Genomic DNA, 15,509 nt, shown 5'->3' with positions numbered 1-15,509 from the left:
TTAAGCGGACTAAGGGTTTCTTTCATCTTACAGCCAAGTTGACACTTTAGATACAGGCAGCCGGTTGCTTTTATGCGCCGGCTTAACGGCTTTCCCGATTGAAATCAGCATGACGGGCACGAAACGCTCGCTCACGTCGAATTCTTTAACGAATTGCTCTTTATTGAATCCGCCGATCGCGCAAGTGTCGTAGCCTTTTGCTTTAGCGGCAAGCATCAGCTGCATCGCTGCTAAAGAAGCGTTTAAAAATGCTGAATCACGGGCAAACTGATCATTTTGGTATGCACCGTTAATCTGGCCTAAAAGCGTTTGTTTAATCTCTTCTGTGATATTGCCTTGCTCAGCCAGTTCAGCATAAACTTCTTCACCATTTTCATTTGCTTTTAAATCGCCTAATACGGCAATAACTGCTGATGAATCAATAATCTGTTTTTGATTAAAAGCAACCGGAAGCAGGGCAGCTTTTGCTTCATCACTGTGAAAGACTTGAAAATGCCAATGCTGAAGGTTCCAGGCGGAAGGCGCTTGCGTTGTGATTTCAAGGAGTTCTGTCAATTCCTCTTTTGTAATGACCGCGTCTTTATCGTATTCTTTAACAGATGCGCGTTCCTTTAAAACGTCTAATACGGATGTCATCATGTTTCCTCCTTCGGATAAACGTGTTATCATAATAGAAAAGTTAGAAGCTTACTAAATGTAACTCGAAAACTAATTTTAATGGATCACAAAAAACTTGTCAATTCATAGATGAAGGGATGAACTCACGTGGGATATACAATGTGTCCTAAAATGGAATCCGCTTTTTCTCTTTTGGGAAAGCGCTGGAACGGCCTCATTATCCATGTACTGATGGACGGGCCGAAACGATTTAAAGATATGACCGAAACGATACCGACAATCAGCCAAAAAATGCTCGCGGAGCGGCTCAAAGAGCTGGAACAAAATGAAATCGTCGAGCGTCAGGTGCTGCCTGAAACACCTGTCAAAGTCATTTATAAACTGACTGATAAAGGCATGGCCCTGCAAGCCGTTTTTCAGGAAATGCAAAAATGGGCAGACAGTTTTTGCGAGCCCGGGGGATCTGCGAACGACACATGTGATGAATAATAAAGGCTGCCCAAGGCAGCCTTTTCTTAATGATAATGTTTAATCGTCATAAAAACCATTAATATCAAAATTGTTCAGATTGAGATTCAAGCCTTTTATTGCTTGAATAAAGCATCGAATGTAAGGAAATGATCATTTTTACATTCCGCCGGAACATCGTTTGGAGAAAATAGTTTCATTCCTCCCTCAATCCACTGTTTCCGGTATAACTGAAATGCCGCTTCAATTAAATGATCAGGCGTTACAATAAACCCTAAGCTTACGTCATGGTCCTCACTGTAGCCGAATTCAAACCCGCAGCAGGGGCAAATATCAAATGTTTTTTGATATTCGCCGTTATAAACGGGATTTGTCTCTAATCCTTTAAATCCGCATATCAAACAAGGATACAACTCACTAACCAACATACATCCCTCTTTTATTCAGTTTGCAATCATTCAGAACAAGCGGGGAGGCCTTTTACAGTTTCCCGGTTAAAAACTGAGCCTCACCGAGCCCGAAGCTCCAATCGGCGTTCCCGTTTTCTGTAATGGAAATCATGACGTCCTCGGGTGGTATGCCGCATTCTGTTTTAAGCTGATCAGCCATCAGTTGATATAACGTTTCTTTCTGATGTTCGGTGCGCGCTTTGCTGACAATGCTGATGATGACAAGATCTTTGCTTCTTTTGAAACCGAGCCCGGTATCTTCAATGATAAGCTCATGAGGCCGATGCTGGTGAACGATCTGATAACGGTCCGTTACTGAGACGTCAAAAGCTTTAACCATGGCGTAATGGGCGGTATCCAGTAATTTTTTTAATGCTGCGTCATCCCGGCCTTCAATAACGTCAAAACGAAGTAATGGCATATTTTATTCCCCCTGACGGTTTTATAATGTTGCAACTTGTAAAAAAAGTATAACAGTTAATCAAAATATAATCAAATTATAACCAAAATGTTTGTACGTTAATGCAATATCAAAGAGAGGCACATGTTGTTACAATCGCCCAATCAATTTCCTCATTTTATGAATACGCTTAAGAATAGGCAGACATAAAGGAGGAAAAACATGTACCCTCGTCATGCATTGTATCGCGGGAATTTCGGTCCTGCCGGATTTCCGGCGAGAAGTCCTTTTTTGTTCGGCGCTCCTTTATTCGGCGGATTTTTAGGCGGTCTTCTCGGAGGCGTGATTGCCACAGGTTTTACAAGACCCCGCTATCCGTACGGGTTTGCCGGTTACGGATACGGAGGCGTCCCATACGGCGGTTTCGGGCCGGGAGCCGGCGGTTATCCGCCATTTTATTAAAGAAAAAACGGCCTGCATCGCGCGGGCCGTTTTTTTATCTTAAAATCTCCACTTCCGATAGATTGTAGTCTTCCTGTTTTGAAAACATAACTTCAATCATCCCGTCTTTATAGACTGCTTTTGTTCCTTTCCGTTTGACGAGGCTCGGAAGTACGATTTCTTTTTTTCCTTCTCCCAGGCTGCTGTTCTCTACAACGAGGCTGTGTGAAGTATGCTTAATCTTGATACGGTCGAGTTCCTCTTGTTCGGCGGGAATTTTCGCAAAAACATGATCGGATGTTTCAAACAGGTCAATTTCCGGCTTGGGCGGTTCCGCTTCGACCGGATCGGCCTTTTTGGACATCGGGTCGCGAAAAGGGAACTGTCCGGCATAACCGGCGCCGAATACGCTTTCCATCACTCGGTTGACATATGTCTCGACATCTTTCGGATCAGCATTTTTAAACGTTTCTTTAGAGAACTGATTTTGGAAGGGAAAATATCTGTTCCAATCAAACACGGCATCTCACCCTTTCTTAACGGACAACATAGTATATGCCCGCCGGAAGCTTCCCGTGATATAATATAATCTGTTTACAGAAAGGAAGGGGAAGGCCGTGCAAGGGAATAACGCAAGAAAAGGAATCATTTATACCGCTTGTTCTTTCGTCATGTGGGGGCTGTTTCCGGTCTATTGGAAACTTCTTGAACAAATACCCGCATTGGACATTTTAGCTCACCGGATTTTATGGTCATTTGTTTTCATGTGTGTGCTTTTAACTGTGCTTAAGAAGTGGAAAACCGGATGGCGTGAACTGCGTCTTTTGAAATCGGAAGGGGGCCTGCTGGCGCTTTTTTTCGCTTCCGTTTTAATTTCCGTTAATTGGTTTGTGTACATATGGGCCGTCAATCACGGCTTTTTGCTTGAAGCAAGTCTCGGGTACTACATTAATCCGCTCGTTTCCGTTCTTTTGGGCATCCTATTCTTAAAAGAAAAGCTTAACAAGATGCAAACAGCAGCCGTTTCTATTGCCGGGGCGGCCGTGCTCATATCTGCGTTTCAATATGGCGCGGTTCCTTATATCGCATTGCTGCTTGCATTCAGCTTCGGTCTGTACGGCTTATGTAAAAAAAGAACCCGCATGTCCAGCACGATCGGACTGACGCTGGAGACGCTTTTGATTACCCCGGCTGCACTTATTTATTTAGGATTTACAGCTGACGGGAGCACTTTTGGCTCCTTGGGGGCAGGAACATGGGCGCTCCTATTTTTCGCAGGCGTATTTACGGCCCTGCCGCTGTTATTGTTTGCAGAGGGGGCAAAGCGTCTGCCGCTGTATCAAGTCGGCATTTTGCAATATATAGCGCCGACCATTACCCTTATGCTCGGCGTGTTTGTGTATCATGAACCGTTTTCCGGGCAAAAAGCGTTTACCTTCATTTGTATATGGGCAGCATTGCTTTTGTTTACATTTTCACAGATAAAATGGAAGCGGCCGATAAAAAGCCGCTAAGCCTTTCGCTTTCCAGCGATAGCTTAAATTATGTATAATCATTACGAGTATGTAAAGGAGCTGTACAATGGGCACTGATAAAGACATAGCAAAAGCCTATCAGGCACTGTGGAATAACCGCACTCTCCCGGCTTCAACCCTTGAAGAAGCGGAGAAGGCGATTGATCTTGAACTGCTTGATCAAAGAACACATCCGAGGCTCCGGAAGTCACCCGAGGAAAAGTTTGCTCTGGCGGTGCAGCGAATTGTAGATTCCCGGCTGCGGCCGATTGAGAAATATGAATTGGTTGAACTACATACGAAGCGTTTGCAATTTTTAAAAGAAGAAAGAGGGGAGCAGCTATGAAAGCGATCATAAAAGAAGATGTGCAAACTTCTTTAGAGCGATATGCCGATCGTCCTGTATATATCCATTTGGAAACAACGACCGGTTCTTATTCAGCGCATCTGAATGAGAAAAACATGACGGTTGTAGCCTATATACGCAATGCAAAAGTGACGTACCATCAGGCGAAAATCAAAGGAAACGGCCCGTACCGCGTCGGTTTGAAAACAGAAGAGGGCTGGATTTACGCAGAAGGTTTGACTGAGTATACAGTAGATGACGAAGACCGTCTGTTAATGGCGGGGCATCTGCCGGGCGGAAAATTGGCGATTTCGCTTCAAATCAGCGAAAAGCCGTTTACAGTTTAAAGAAAAGGGTGAAAATCATGAAAGAACATGTACTCGTCATCCTGCCTCACCCTGATGATGAATCATACGGAGTGGCAGGATTGATTGCTTTACACAGACAAAAAGATATTCCCGTTACGTATGCATGCGCAACGCTTGGCGAAATGGGCCGGAACATGGGAGATCCCTTTTTCGCGAACCGTGAAACACTGCCGCTGTTAAGAAAGCAAGAGCTGATTGACGCATGTAAAGCAATGGACATCACTGACCTGAGAATGCTCGGGCTTCGTGATAAAACACTTGAATTTGAAGATGACGAGTGGCTCGCGGATATGATGGAAGAGATTATCGACGATGTAAAACCGAGTCTGATTGTCACATTCTATCCGGAGCACGGCGTCCATCCGGATCATGATGCATGCGGCGAAGCGGTCATCAGAGCGCTTTACAGAAAGAAAAAAGAGGACCGCCCGCGCACGCTTTGCATGGCAATCACCCGCAACAGGGAGGAAGCCGTCGGCAAGCCTGATGTCATTCTTGATATTAAAGAGGTTGCCGATATTAAAATGAATGCCTTAAAAGCGCACCGCACCCAAACGGAAGGCATGCTGAGAGAGCTGGAAGAAAAAATTAAAAATAACGAGCCGGTTCTTCAGACATGGTTTGAAGAAGAAGTGTATTGGACATATCCGTGGAAAGACTGATAAAAAAAGGGATAAGGCTGAAATGCCTTATCCCTTTTTTTGTGTCAGATCGGAAGCGATCGCTTCCGCAAGCGAAGACCGTATTGATAAATTTGAAAAACTCAGTCCGAGCTGTACCGCGGTTTGGGCGATTTCAGGGCGGATTCCGGATAATGTCGCTTTCACGCCGAGCATTCCGAGTGATTCAATTAAGGTGAAAAGCTGTTGGGCAACCATCGTATCAACCATGGCTACGCCTGATAAATCAATGTACAGCTGCGTGATGCGCTTCTCTGAACACTGGTGCAGCGTATTCTCCAAAATCATTTTGGCTCTTGCCGTGTCAATATCCCCGATCAGCGGCAGCAGTCCGACATTGTCAAAAAGCACAATGACCGGCGAGCTCAGCTCGGTAATCAATTCTTTTTGCGCTTCAAGCTGAATGTTTGTGTTTTTATACATTTCCTCTATGAATGTATTACCATGGAGAAATCCCTTGTTTAAAAAGGGTTCATGAGACTTTTTTTAAAAACCTCCCCCAAAAATTCCCCCAAATTAGAGACCCAAAGCATCTGCGAAGGCTTCGACAGACTCTTCCTCAAGTTCTTTGAATGAATGACCGTAGATAGTTAAAATCATTTCAGGCGTGTTACCGAGACGCTCAGAGATAACTTTCACTGGTATTCTCTTACCAACAAGAATAGTTGCATGAGTATGTCTTAGGCCATGAACAGTTATTCTTTTCAAATTTTCTTTCTTAGTTACCCGATCTATAGCACTTTTAAGTATAGAATGAGAAACTGGATTTCCTGACGATTTATTTATGAAAATAAAATCATCTTCTGATAAGCGTTTTCCAAAGGAAAGCATTAACTCTTTGCACCATTTGCGGTATACTTTTAACTGATTCATTAGTTCTCCAATTACTTTTATAGTGCGGTAACTATTTTTTGTTTTTGGAGGACGTACTCCCTTGGTGTCTCTGGTTCTGCTCACTGATACTGTCATGTCCTCAAAGTTAATATCATTCCATTTAAGCCCCATACACTCTCCTTTTCTCATGCCAGTGAGCGCTAATAGTAAGACCATTGTATAGTTAGTAATATTTTCATGTCTCTCAAAGGCTTCAAGAAATTTCTTTAATTCCAAGGCAGTGTAAAAGTTCTCACTTTCTTTTTTGGGTTGAGGTATAGTTATTTTATTAAATCGGTTTCTTTGAAGGATTTCAGTATCTACTGCAGCATTTATGGCAGTTTTAAATTGGGCATGATAAGCAGCGACGCTGCCCGGACTATATTCGTTGAGAAGTTTGTTTATAAATAGCCTTTTGTAAGTCACTTTATCTAATTTGAGCAATTTTATTTTGCCAAGCAATGGCTTGATGATTGTTTCGATAGTTAAGGCCCTATTTTCACGTGTGGTTATTCCCCATTGGTTTTTATTTGTTTCGTACCAAATGTCTAACCACTCTTCCACCGTTAAATTTTCATTTTCAACCTTTTTTATATCGCCGTTTACAATTGCGGTTTTTACTTGTAGTAAGGCTCTAAATGCTTCGTTCTCGCTTTTAAATCCTTGTTTGGACTTCTCACGTCGTTTTCCAAAAGCATCATAATAGCGATAACGATATAACCAACGCTTTTCTTTCTTCGCGTTGAAGTAATAATATAAATCATCGTCTTTATCTGTTTTATACATTTTCATTTGTAACAGCCCTTTCTTTCGTGGACAGACGCATAAAAGGGGCTATGTTTATTTTGGCATCACCTCCCTAAAATTCCTCAGACATTTCTATAACGCCAAGAGGTTGAAAACAGATAGTCAATCCGTTCACCTTTTTAAACAGTCCGTATTCTTCTTCATATCTTTTTAAGGCTTCTTCTAAAAAAACCTCAGTTACATTTAAAAACTCGGCCAATTCATAACTGCTTTTTATTCCCGCTTTTTGGGCGTCAATAATTTTAGTCAAAGGGACTAATTTTTTATATGCCCAATTTCTGGCCCGTTTTTCTTGTTTTCGGTTTTCCATCTTGCTCTGATCCAATATATCTCCATAAGAGGTGAAATGATGTCCTAATTCTTCGGCAAGGGTACAACCTTTTTCAATTCTTGACTGTTGCCGATTAATCCAGACAATGCCGCTATTATAAAGGCCCTTTAATCTAGGTGGCATAATTCTTTCAATAACTTCAATTCTGTTACGGGAAGCCTCTAACAATAGATGATCATAAACCAAAACAAATACACCTCTTATTTTTTCTCTCTCTTTAAGCGTACGAATTCTTTAAATCGTTCTATTTCTTCTAGCTCTTCTTTCGTCCAGTCTTCACCGTCATGGTGAGCTGCTATTGTTTCAACAGGGGAATCAGTTCTGCCAAGTAAATAATCAACGGATACATTAAAATAATCGGCTATTGCTTCGACTCGTTCTGTTGATGTTTTTTGGTTCTTTAATTTGTATAAAACGTTAGTGCTCAAACCTAAATTTCTTTCTAACTCAGCAATTGATAAACCGCGGCTTTCAGCAAGCTTTTTTACTCTATCGAATAAATTCATGATCACTCACCTGTATTAAGCTAGACACATCTAACCAAAAGGTTAAATAAAATTGTTGACTTCTAACCTAAAGGGTAGTAAACTGTGTTCATAAGCTACTTATTTAGCTTTTTGGGCACTACAAACAAAAGCCAAAGAGCACGTTCCCCAACGTTCAAGGCTATTACTGTAGGCTTATTCAGCTATGTTTTGATTTTAACCTATAGGTTAAAAAATGTCAATAAAAAGCTAAATAATTAGCTGAAAATATAGAGTAGGGGTTGGTTTTATGGTTGGTAACACGGACTTCGGAAAAAAAGTAAAAACTTGGCTCATCATGAACGAGATGCAGCAAAAGGAACTGGCTGAAATGCTAAACATTTCAAACGCGTACCTGTCAGACATTTTGTTAGGCAAGCGGCAGGGAAAAAAAGTGCGTGAAAAAATAGTGAAAATTGTAAATGAAAGAGGGGCGTCATGGCTTGCCGACTGTTAAATTTGACGTTGCTGTCAATGAAACCGAAATCCGTGACTATATCAATCAACAATTGGATCAGGCCATAAGGGAATCACTTTTTGTATGGGATATTGAAACAATGTCAAAAAGAACCTGTATGAGCAAAAGTTTTTTAGAAAATGAATTTTTGCGTGATCCGAGAATGAAATTGATTGAGCGCCGAAAGGAGAAAGGTAAGCGGTTTTGGTTCTATGAAGAATCCAAACAGGTAATGAAAGAGATTATGGACGAATGGTAAAAAACAAAAGCGTGGACAGACGCACTTATAAAATTGGAGGCTTACTAATTTGAAAAAACGAAAAATCTTAGGGCTTTCGCTTTTCCTATTTGGTTTTGAAATGTGCCTGACAGCTCAGTGTAAACGAAAAACAGTAACCCGCGATGAAGAGCAGCGCGGCCGCCATTGGAAAGAGTACCTGAAAGGAGAAAAGGCATGAAATTAGATCACTTCTTAAAATCAGACAGCGTATCTGTTTTACGAAAGCTTTCAACTGCTCAATTTTTATTAAGCGAATTACTTCCGGCTGAAATCGAGGATTGCAATTTTGAGGAATGCATTGATCTTTGTCTATCTGCTGCTGAAATGTTCAAGGAAATCAATCGGATGCATCAGCCGGCATCAGTCACACAATTACATGAAATCGCGTCCCGTTTTTCTTTAAAAGGGATAGATGTTTCGGTTGTGCAAAGGGGGCTGACAAGTGAACATGTCTAATTCAATTTCCCCGCAAATCACAAATATATGGCCGGAGGATGAAAAGTCGAGGGAATTCATATCACTTTTAACTGAAAATGGCCCGCTCTTCATTTTTCCCAAGGATGTTACAGACAACAGAGGGGAAAAGGTGGAGATCATCGAAAGGGCAAAATCAATTTCCGGTAAAATCCTCATGGAATTTACCCAAAACGGAACTGATTATGTTATCCAGTGGTGCCGAGCTTCTGAGCAGGAAATTATGAAAGTTAGGCAACGCGAACTAAAGAAAATTGAGGGAATAGTATGAACGAAAATCAAAAGAAACCAACCCCTGCGGCAACAGAGGTTGATTTAACAAGTTATTAAATTGTTTAAAGCCATCTCTAAATTTGAAATTATGTTAGCAGTAAAAACACACATCAGATTTATTAAAGTAATTCATTCTTTACTAGAAGATTAAAAACTGAATTTATCGGATTTGTAAAATTCGTTCCAATCAACTTTTTCTTCATCAGCCATTTGCTCAAATTGTTTAAGAGATTCTAAATAAAGTTCTAGTTTATTCTGAGCAATTAATTCTGCTGTTTCATCTCTTGAAGGAGTTGAAGATACGACAGCAATAGCAAATTCATGTGCTAGTAATTTTGATGACTTACCCATATTATCACCCCCTATCTTAACATATAGGAACATTATACCAATGGGAGGAAGTAAATTGAATAACAGTTTAAATTTAATCGAATCAAACGGACAATATCTTGCCGACAGCCGGGACGTTGCGGAAGTAACGGGAAAACGTCATTCAGACTTAATCAGAACTATTAAAGGATACATCGACACAATTTTAACCGACGCAAAATTACGTTCGTCAGATTTTTTCATTGCTTCTACATATGAGGACAGCAAAGGAGAAATCCGCCCTTGCTTTTTACTCACTAAAAAAGGCTGTGAAATGGTCGCCAACAAAATGACAGGAGAAAAAGGGATCCTGTTTACCGCTGCTTACGTGGATCAATTCAATCAGATGGAGCGGAGCTTGCAAAACGATTACTCACAGTTAAGCCCGCAACTTCAACAGATGATACGTCTCGAACAAAAGCAAAGTGAACACGATAAGCGATTGAACCAACTTGAAAACAATTGGCAAATTGATTCCTTTCAGCAAAATATGATTCAGAAGCAGATACGTAAACGTGTTTATGAAATCCGGGACAATTATGACAATAGCGAGGCAGGCACACGTCGTTTGTTTGCAGGCATACACCGTAATTTTAGAGACGCGTTCGCCGTCCCGTCGTACAGGGATTTACGCAAACTTGATTTTGAGGACGCTAAATCATGGATTAAATCATGGCGGCCGCTATTTTAGGAGGAATGGAAAAATGAATATATTTGAGTTTTATAGTCAAGTCAAAGCGTTAAAAGTGGAAGTGAACCATGTTTCTACAGAGTTTCAAGCCTTTATCCTGAATGCAAATAAAGCCCTTCAAGATGGTCTTGACCGTATAGCAGAATCAAATTTAACGCATCTGTTTGCTGGTGCATCAGAGGGGGATATTCCTGATGAGGTTCTTCAATCACTGAGTGAATTTTTCAACGTAGATAAAATTATGGCCGTTTCAAAATATAGCCCATATAACACTATGGTTTGGGTTAAGCGACTGCAGCGCAAAGTAAACGATTGGAACAAACTCACATTAAAGTATCAAAAGCGTCTTTGGGCCATATTGAACGAGGTTGAGGGATTAGAAACATATCAAGCCATAGGGCATAAATGGCGGACTGAGATCAACGAAATAAAGCAAGAAATTAAAACAGCATTAAATTACAGAATCTCGTGTCAAGAGAAACTAGAACAATATCTATCTATGTCTGTAGGCTATTGGAAAATGAAAAAGAACGATTTTTTGTCTCTTCTATCTGTTGATCACAGTAAAGAAAGAGCGGCTGAAATGAGAAAGATAATTGATGATCTGCCGGCCGAAATTGATTCTGACAGACTTTTAGTTGAGGTTGTCACTAAAAATATAGAGGCCCCCGAAGATGATGTTTACTTTGATATTTTCTTTGCTGGTGTTATGGAACGTGTTAAAAGCGGGGAAATTGATACGTTAAGAATGTTTCAAGAGGTTATAAAAGAGCCGATCCCGGTGTATAAAGCCGCAAAAGATGAATACGGCCGCATTGTCTCAATGGAGCAGGATCGGCCAAACCTCAAATTACTGTAGAAGAAGGTATGCCATTTGGTCGAGAAAGAGTGCTGCCACACTTTTTCTTGACTGGCTTGAATAGAAAATACCACGCTTCTTTTAAAAAATCAATTCGATATTTCAAATATATACCATGAAAAGGGGAAGTAGTTATGAAATTAATGGGTACGCCATCTAAAATGATCGAGGTTGGAAATAAATGCGGGATTAAGCATGGAGCGGTCGAGCTGGGTTCACATTTCTATGACGCGGGAATGGTGGCAATTCTAAAGCTTGTCGCGCGTACGGAGCTGCATGATTCGAACGAGGTGAAAATTGAAGTTTCAGAAAAAGCAAAGGCTGCTAATGAACAGGTAAACAAGCTTTTCAAAGACTTAGTAAATAAGCTGTCAGGAGAGCAACTGGAGCTATTCAAAGCGTTTGATGAAGCATATTCTTGCAAGGCTTCATTTGATACAGAAGATGCATTCAGCGCGGGTTTTGTGGGCGGCTTCCGTTACTTAATGGGGGAAGCAGCTTACAGCAACGATATGAATTTTTACAAGTAAAGGTGAGTTAAATGATTGGTTGGATAAAGCTTCATAGGAGTGTTCAAGATCACTGGATATACCAAGAAAAAAGAAAGTTTTCTAAATATGAAGCTTGGCTCGATTTACTTATGATGGCCAGTCATAAAGATAATAAATTCGTGTTAGGAAATGAGCTTTATGATCTTAAAAGAGGGGAATTTATTTCATCCATTCGTAAACTTGGTGAACGTTGGTCATGGTCAAATACAAAAGTGACTCAGTTTCTTGATCTGTTAAAGAAAGATGAAATGATTGATTTTAAAAAAGACACTAAAAAAACGCTTATAACCATTGTCAATTATGGGGTTTACCATGATTCCGATGAAGAAAAAAAGACAGTGATCGAACACAAAAACGACACGAAAGCGACACAAAAACACACAATCAAGAATGAAAAGAATGAAAAGAATATAAAACCTTCTCGTCTCAAATATGAAATTTGCGACATGGAGAACGCGGAATATCTTTTTAAAGAAATCCAAAACAATAACCCGGATGCTAAAAAGCCGAATCTTGAAAAATGGGCCAATGAATTTAGATTGATCCGCGAACGGGACAAGCGCACAGATCAGCAGATCAAATATTTAATCAATTGGTCACAACAAGATAGCTTTTGGAAAACCAATATACTTAGCCCGGCCAGTCTTAGAAAACAGTTTGATAGACTTGTCACTAAAATTAAAAGTGATAAAGAGCAAAAAAAGGCAAATAAGGCTCCGCGGTTAAACGTAGAGGAGTTTGATTTAGATGATTAAAAAACAAACCTTTGAAATCATGGCGCTCATAAAACAATACTTTGAGCATTTTGAGATAACGCAGGATAAAGTTGATTCGTGGCATGAGCTGTTATACGATGCTGATTTTGAACAAGTGCGTGACAATCTAATTCGTTTTTGTAAACGGAGCAAGTTTCCGCCCAAAGTGGCTGACTTGCTGAACGAAAAAAATGTCATCGTTGATCGAATCAATGCGATCCCGTCCATAGAAGAGACAAAAAACTATCTTGCCAGTCTTTCCGCTCCCGTTGAGCAAACGGAAGAGGAACGGGCATCAATTGAAAAGTCAAAAGCGGAAATTAGAAAAATCTTAGGAATCGGTGATTGACATGAACGCAACTGCTTTTCTATACAACACAGACGCGGAGCAAACCTTTTTGGGGGCGCTCCTTCTTAATCCTGATTTATTAAAAGACTGCCGCACAAAGCCGCTGCACTTATCCCAGGTCAAACATAAAAACTTATTATCTGCGATGTTAGAACTGGACACAAAGGGGATACCCATTGATTTAGTTTCAATTACGGAATATATCGGCCGGGACAACCTGGGGAGCATCGGGGGTCATCAGTATTTGGCGGCCTTGGCTTCCTCTGTTCCGACTACTGCAAATATCGGATTCTATGAAAAAATCATTTTTGAGCACTGGCAAAGGCGAGAAATGGGAAAAATAGCGGAAGAAATTAAGCAGAATTCATCAAATGACGACCCTTCCGCTGTCATTCAATCTACTATATCCGATTTAATGCGCTTAGAAGACGTCACAGGCGAGGAAGAGGACGGGGTAATACAAAATGACCTGTTAGAGATTTACGAGGAACTGGCGGAGCCTAAAGGGGAAATTACGGGCATGCGGAGCGGCTTCACGGAGTTAGATCGAATGACGTCAGGTTTTCAAAAACAAGAATTAGTGATTATTGCCGCTCGTCCGTCTGTAGGGAAAACCGCTTTTTGTCTCAACGTGGCTCAAAACTTTATGTCAAGCCCGCTTAATCAGTATAAAGGCGGGGCAGTGGGGATTTTCTCCCTTGAAATGTCACGAAAGCAACTTTTAAAAAGAATGGCATCAAGCCTTGGAAATATTAACGCTCATGCAATGCGAACCGGCAATTTAACGGCGAATGACTGGAACAAACTTTCACAAGCAAACGGGGTTCTTGGCTCCGCTGATCTCAGGATTTTTGACCGCCCAGGCGTTACAGTTAACGAAATATGGTCAAAGGTCAGAAAAATGAAACGTGAATTTGCTGGAAAAGATATCTTGATCATTATTGATTATCTGCAGCTTATTTCAGGATCAGCAAAACATAGGGGCAACAGAACGCAAGAAATAAGCGAGATCAGCCGCATGTTAAAACACATGGCCCGCGAGTTGGATATTTGCGTTATTGCTCTCAGTCAGCTTTCACGGGGTGTTGAACAGCGGCAGGATAAACGACCGATGATGTCAGACATAAGAGAATCGGGACAAATTGAACAGGACGCGGATGTCATTGGGTTTCTTTATCGGGATGATTATTACGACAAAGAAAGCGAAAGCAAAAATATTATTGAGATCATTATAGGCAAGCAGCGAAACGGCCCGGTCGGAACTGTTTCACTGGCATTCATCAAAGAGTACGGGCTTTTTGTCAACCTGGAGCGGCGTTTTGACGATTAGAGATTGGTATGAGGCAGCGCTTCGACACAATTATTACTCACTTATCCTGCTGATCGAATTTTTGGTGTACGAGAAAAAAACGGTACGGCTGCAGGATTCGGAAGAGGCGCTGAATTTTTATTTGCAAGAGAAATTTAAAGACAGGATGAACGCTTATTTGCTTGCTTTCGAGCAGGAAGGCAACCGGATAGATAAATGATTCAAAAGGAGGGCAACCATTTGAGACTAATTAGATTAGATCCTATAATAGAGAAAGATAAACTTGTCATAGACACGAAACAGCATGAAAATTTTGCTGTCATTGTTTCAAATGGGGAAGCAAAAATGACGCCGCTTCCTGAGCATGGAGAAACAAAAATTGTCACGAGTAAAGGGAAAGTTACCCGCGTTAAGTGGGATGAAGGCGAATTATTCAACTGAATAAGTCCAAGACGGAAAGCCTGCGGACACTGAACTTACAGCTATAACGCTGTTCGTTTCGGTGTCCTTTTTATTTTAAATAATCAGGAGGAAATATGAATCAATTAACATTAAATTTGCCTCAGATTGACGAAGAAGCCACTAAAGCAAGAGTAGAACAATTGTTGGAACAATACCGATTATATCTTTTACAGGTGCCAGATGATTTTTTGCCAAAGGTTACACCAACATACAGCATTGTTCCGCCGAGCATTACGAACGAGTTTCAATCCTCAACGGAAGAAGCAGCATTAAAACGTCTTGATTGGGAGGTTAGGCGAGATAAATTTCTGAAACGGGTTCAAAACGCAGTTAACCGGCTTTCCCAAAGAGAAAGGCAGATGATTGTCATGCTTTATATGCAGCCAGAAGAAATGTATGACTATGAAGTGTATGGCGAAATGGGATTAAGTCAGCGGAGCTTTTATCGAGTGAAAGCAAAAGCACTTTATAGGCTGGGGTTTGCATTGAGAGAGGAAGTCTATCAGAAATAAGAAGATATTTTTTGTTCGGACATGGTGAGACTAAATAATAAGGCCAAATAACATCAATCAAAACCTAATAAAAAAGAGAGCAGGTTTTTAATTTTTTTCTGAACGGTTTTTGTTAAAAACCTGCGATGGAAAATAAAAAAAAGAGAGCAGGTTTTTAATTTTTTTCTGAACGGTTTTTGTTAAAAACCTGCGATGGAAAATAAAAAAAAGAGAGCAGGTTTTTAATTTTTTTCTGAACGGTTTTTGTTAAAAACCTGTGATGGAAAATAAAAAAAGAGAGCAGGTTTTTAATTTTTTTCTGAACGGTTTTTGTTAAAAACCTGCGATGGAAAATAAAAAAAAGAGAGCA

27 protein-coding genes and 2 pseudogenes are annotated in these 15,509 nt (G+C 40.6%); 20 read left to right on the top strand and 9 right to left on the bottom strand.

Annotated elements, in window-relative coordinates; all coding sequences use genetic code 11:
* Positions 1-27 precede the first annotated feature (27 nt).
* Positions 28-636 carry a nitroreductase family protein gene (locus tag ACWJJ5_RS14525; protein WP_031379019.1) on the bottom strand — a complete coding sequence of 203 codons (609 nt, stop codon included), beginning with the start codon at positions 634-636 and terminating at the stop codon, positions 28-30.
* Positions 637-765: 129 nt separating this feature from the next.
* On the opposite strand from ACWJJ5_RS14525, the gene ACWJJ5_RS14520 reads away from it, so the two are divergent.
* Positions 766-1,107 (top strand): winged helix-turn-helix transcriptional regulator, encoded by a 342-nt coding sequence (locus tag ACWJJ5_RS14520; RefSeq protein WP_003153729.1) that lies wholly within the window; start codon positions 766-768, stop codon positions 1,105-1,107.
* Between the two features lie 39 nt (positions 1,108-1,146).
* Here the strand turns inward: ACWJJ5_RS14520 and ACWJJ5_RS14515 are convergent.
* Together ACWJJ5_RS14515 and ACWJJ5_RS14510 are read right to left on the bottom strand one after the other, a co-directional pair.
* Positions 1,147-1,514 (bottom strand): annotated as a pseudogene (locus tag ACWJJ5_RS14515) (hypothetical protein).
* 52 nt (positions 1,515-1,566) lie between these two features.
* Entirely contained in the window at positions 1,567-1,956 is a 390-nt protein-coding gene (locus ACWJJ5_RS14510) for a tautomerase family protein (protein ID WP_436334939.1), read from the bottom strand.
* Between the two features lie 201 nt (positions 1,957-2,157).
* On the opposite strand from ACWJJ5_RS14510, the gene ACWJJ5_RS14505 reads away from it, so the two are divergent.
* Positions 2,158-2,397 (top strand): hypothetical protein, encoded by a 240-nt coding sequence (locus ACWJJ5_RS14505; RefSeq protein ID WP_003153736.1) that lies wholly within the window; start codon positions 2,158-2,160, stop codon positions 2,395-2,397.
* A 34-nt stretch (positions 2,398-2,431) separates the two neighbouring features.
* Here the strand turns inward: ACWJJ5_RS14505 and ACWJJ5_RS14500 are convergent, their stop codons facing one another.
* A complete protein-coding gene (locus ACWJJ5_RS14500; RefSeq protein ID WP_070081975.1) occupies positions 2,432-2,896 on the bottom strand; it encodes a spore gernimation protein GerT in 465 nt (154 codons plus the stop codon).
* Positions 2,897-2,993: 97 nt separating this feature from the next.
* Between ACWJJ5_RS14500 and rarD the strand changes: the two genes are divergently transcribed.
* From rarD to bshB2, 4 genes are all read left to right on the top strand, one after another.
* Positions 2,994-3,890 carry an EamA family transporter RarD gene (rarD, locus tag ACWJJ5_RS14495; protein ID WP_070081974.1) on the top strand — a complete coding sequence of 299 codons (897 nt, stop codon included), beginning with the start codon at positions 2,994-2,996 and terminating at the stop codon, positions 3,888-3,890.
* A 67-nt stretch (positions 3,891-3,957) separates the two neighbouring features.
* Positions 3,958-4,236 carry a hypothetical protein gene (locus ACWJJ5_RS14490; RefSeq protein WP_003153742.1) on the top strand — a complete coding sequence of 93 codons (279 nt, stop codon included), beginning with the start codon at positions 3,958-3,960 and terminating at the stop codon, positions 4,234-4,236.
* On the top strand, positions 4,233-4,583 hold the full coding sequence (locus ACWJJ5_RS14485; RefSeq protein ID WP_007611980.1) for a YojF family protein: 351 nt from the start codon (positions 4,233-4,235) through the stop codon (positions 4,581-4,583). Before ACWJJ5_RS14490 ends, ACWJJ5_RS14485 begins: the two co-directional genes overlap by 4 nt.
* Positions 4,584-4,600: 17 nt before the next feature.
* Complete coding sequence (bshB2, locus tag ACWJJ5_RS14480; protein ID WP_031379023.1) at positions 4,601-5,266, top strand: bacillithiol biosynthesis deacetylase BshB2; 666 nt, start codon at positions 4,601-4,603, stop codon at positions 5,264-5,266.
* A 27-nt stretch (positions 5,267-5,293) separates the two neighbouring features.
* Here bshB2 and ACWJJ5_RS14475 read toward each other — a convergent pair.
* The 4 genes and pseudogenes from ACWJJ5_RS14475 to ACWJJ5_RS14460 form a co-directional block, all read right to left on the bottom strand.
* Positions 5,294-5,719, bottom strand: a pseudogene (locus tag ACWJJ5_RS14475) (STAS domain-containing protein); the annotation flags it as partial.
* Between the two features lie 81 nt (positions 5,720-5,800).
* Positions 5,801-6,949 (bottom strand): tyrosine-type recombinase/integrase, encoded by a 1,149-nt coding sequence (locus ACWJJ5_RS14470; protein ID WP_439197005.1) that lies wholly within the window; start codon positions 6,947-6,949, stop codon positions 5,801-5,803.
* Between the two features lie 67 nt (positions 6,950-7,016).
* On the bottom strand, positions 7,017-7,481 hold the full coding sequence (locus ACWJJ5_RS14465; protein ID WP_454022493.1) for an ImmA/IrrE family metallo-endopeptidase: 465 nt from the start codon (positions 7,479-7,481) through the stop codon (positions 7,017-7,019).
* Positions 7,482-7,495: 14 nt separating this feature from the next.
* Complete coding sequence (locus ACWJJ5_RS14460) at positions 7,496-7,801, bottom strand: helix-turn-helix domain-containing protein (protein ID WP_353870561.1); 306 nt, start codon at positions 7,799-7,801, stop codon at positions 7,496-7,498.
* Between the two features lie 268 nt (positions 7,802-8,069).
* Between ACWJJ5_RS14460 and ACWJJ5_RS14455 the strand changes: the two genes are divergently transcribed.
* Genes ACWJJ5_RS14455 through ACWJJ5_RS14435 form a run of 5 tightly spaced genes read left to right on the top strand, consistent with a single transcriptional unit; the run spans position 8,070 to position 9,301 of the window.
* Positions 8,070-8,276: a helix-turn-helix domain-containing protein gene (locus ACWJJ5_RS14455; protein WP_025852425.1), complete on the top strand. Its 207-nt coding sequence runs from the start codon at positions 8,070-8,072 to the stop codon at positions 8,274-8,276.
* Entirely contained in the window at positions 8,242-8,535 is a 294-nt protein-coding gene (locus ACWJJ5_RS14450) for a hypothetical protein (RefSeq protein ID WP_454022492.1), read from the top strand. The genes ACWJJ5_RS14455 and ACWJJ5_RS14450 overlap by 35 nt, the downstream gene beginning before the upstream one ends.
* A 49-nt stretch (positions 8,536-8,584) precedes the next feature.
* Positions 8,585-8,734: a hypothetical protein gene (locus ACWJJ5_RS14445; protein WP_439197000.1), complete on the top strand. Its 150-nt coding sequence runs from the start codon at positions 8,585-8,587 to the stop codon at positions 8,732-8,734.
* Entirely contained in the window at positions 8,731-9,012 is a 282-nt protein-coding gene (locus ACWJJ5_RS14440) for a YqaH family protein (RefSeq protein ID WP_117614659.1), read from the top strand. The genes ACWJJ5_RS14445 and ACWJJ5_RS14440 overlap by 4 nt, the downstream gene beginning before the upstream one ends.
* Positions 8,999-9,301, top strand: a complete 303-nt coding sequence (locus ACWJJ5_RS14435) for a hypothetical protein (protein WP_454022491.1) — start codon at positions 8,999-9,001, stop codon at positions 9,299-9,301. The genes ACWJJ5_RS14440 and ACWJJ5_RS14435 overlap by 14 nt, the downstream gene beginning before the upstream one ends.
* 149 nt (positions 9,302-9,450) lie before the next feature.
* On the opposite strand, the gene ACWJJ5_RS14430 is transcribed toward ACWJJ5_RS14435, so the two are convergent.
* Positions 9,451-9,654 carry a hypothetical protein gene (locus ACWJJ5_RS14430; RefSeq protein WP_439196998.1) on the bottom strand — a complete coding sequence of 68 codons (204 nt, stop codon included), beginning with the start codon at positions 9,652-9,654 and terminating at the stop codon, positions 9,451-9,453.
* A 55-nt stretch (positions 9,655-9,709) separates the two neighbouring features.
* On the opposite strand from ACWJJ5_RS14430, the gene ACWJJ5_RS14425 reads away from it, so the two are divergent.
* The 9 genes from ACWJJ5_RS14425 to ACWJJ5_RS14385 all read left to right on the top strand — a co-directional run bounded on the left by ACWJJ5_RS14425 (position 9,710) and on the right by ACWJJ5_RS14385 (position 15,160).
* On the top strand, positions 9,710-10,363 hold the full coding sequence (locus tag ACWJJ5_RS14425) for a Rha family transcriptional regulator (RefSeq protein WP_454022490.1): 654 nt from the start codon (positions 9,710-9,712) through the stop codon (positions 10,361-10,363).
* A gap of 13 nt (positions 10,364-10,376) precedes the next feature.
* Positions 10,377-11,222: a hypothetical protein gene (locus ACWJJ5_RS14420; RefSeq protein WP_454022489.1), complete on the top strand. Its 846-nt coding sequence runs from the start codon at positions 10,377-10,379 to the stop codon at positions 11,220-11,222.
* Between the two features lie 134 nt (positions 11,223-11,356).
* Complete coding sequence (locus tag ACWJJ5_RS14415) at positions 11,357-11,752, top strand: DUF6809 family protein (RefSeq protein ID WP_242523513.1); 396 nt, start codon at positions 11,357-11,359, stop codon at positions 11,750-11,752.
* Between the two features lie 11 nt (positions 11,753-11,763).
* A complete protein-coding gene (locus tag ACWJJ5_RS14410) occupies positions 11,764-12,528 on the top strand; it encodes a Replication protein O (RefSeq protein WP_454022488.1) in 765 nt (254 codons plus the stop codon).
* Positions 12,521-12,877 (top strand): replicative helicase loader/inhibitor, encoded by a 357-nt coding sequence (locus tag ACWJJ5_RS14405; protein ID WP_187954937.1) that lies wholly within the window; start codon positions 12,521-12,523, stop codon positions 12,875-12,877. Before ACWJJ5_RS14410 ends, ACWJJ5_RS14405 begins: the two co-directional genes overlap by 8 nt.
* A gap of 1 nt (position 12,878) precedes the next feature.
* Positions 12,879-14,207, top strand: a complete 1,329-nt coding sequence (gene dnaB / locus ACWJJ5_RS14400; RefSeq protein WP_454022487.1) for a replicative DNA helicase — start codon at positions 12,879-12,881, stop codon at positions 14,205-14,207.
* The gene (locus tag ACWJJ5_RS14395; protein ID WP_082998619.1) at positions 14,197-14,406 is read left to right on the top strand and encodes a hypothetical protein; all 210 of its coding nucleotides are present in this window, start codon (positions 14,197-14,199) and stop codon (positions 14,404-14,406) included. Before dnaB ends, ACWJJ5_RS14395 begins: the two co-directional genes overlap by 11 nt.
* A 20-nt stretch (positions 14,407-14,426) precedes the next feature.
* Positions 14,427-14,627, top strand: coding sequence for an XtrA/YqaO family protein (locus ACWJJ5_RS14390; RefSeq protein ID WP_253600023.1), 201 nt, complete (start codon positions 14,427-14,429; stop codon positions 14,625-14,627).
* Positions 14,628-14,722: 95 nt separating this feature from the next.
* Positions 14,723-15,160, top strand: a complete 438-nt coding sequence (locus tag ACWJJ5_RS14385; protein ID WP_253600022.1) for an ArpU family phage packaging/lysis transcriptional regulator — start codon at positions 14,723-14,725, stop codon at positions 15,158-15,160.
* Positions 15,161-15,509: the final 349 nt, after the last annotated feature.

The organism is Bacillus sp. JK74 (assembly GCF_053663395.1).
This window is presented reverse-complemented; position numbering and strand designations above follow the sequence as displayed.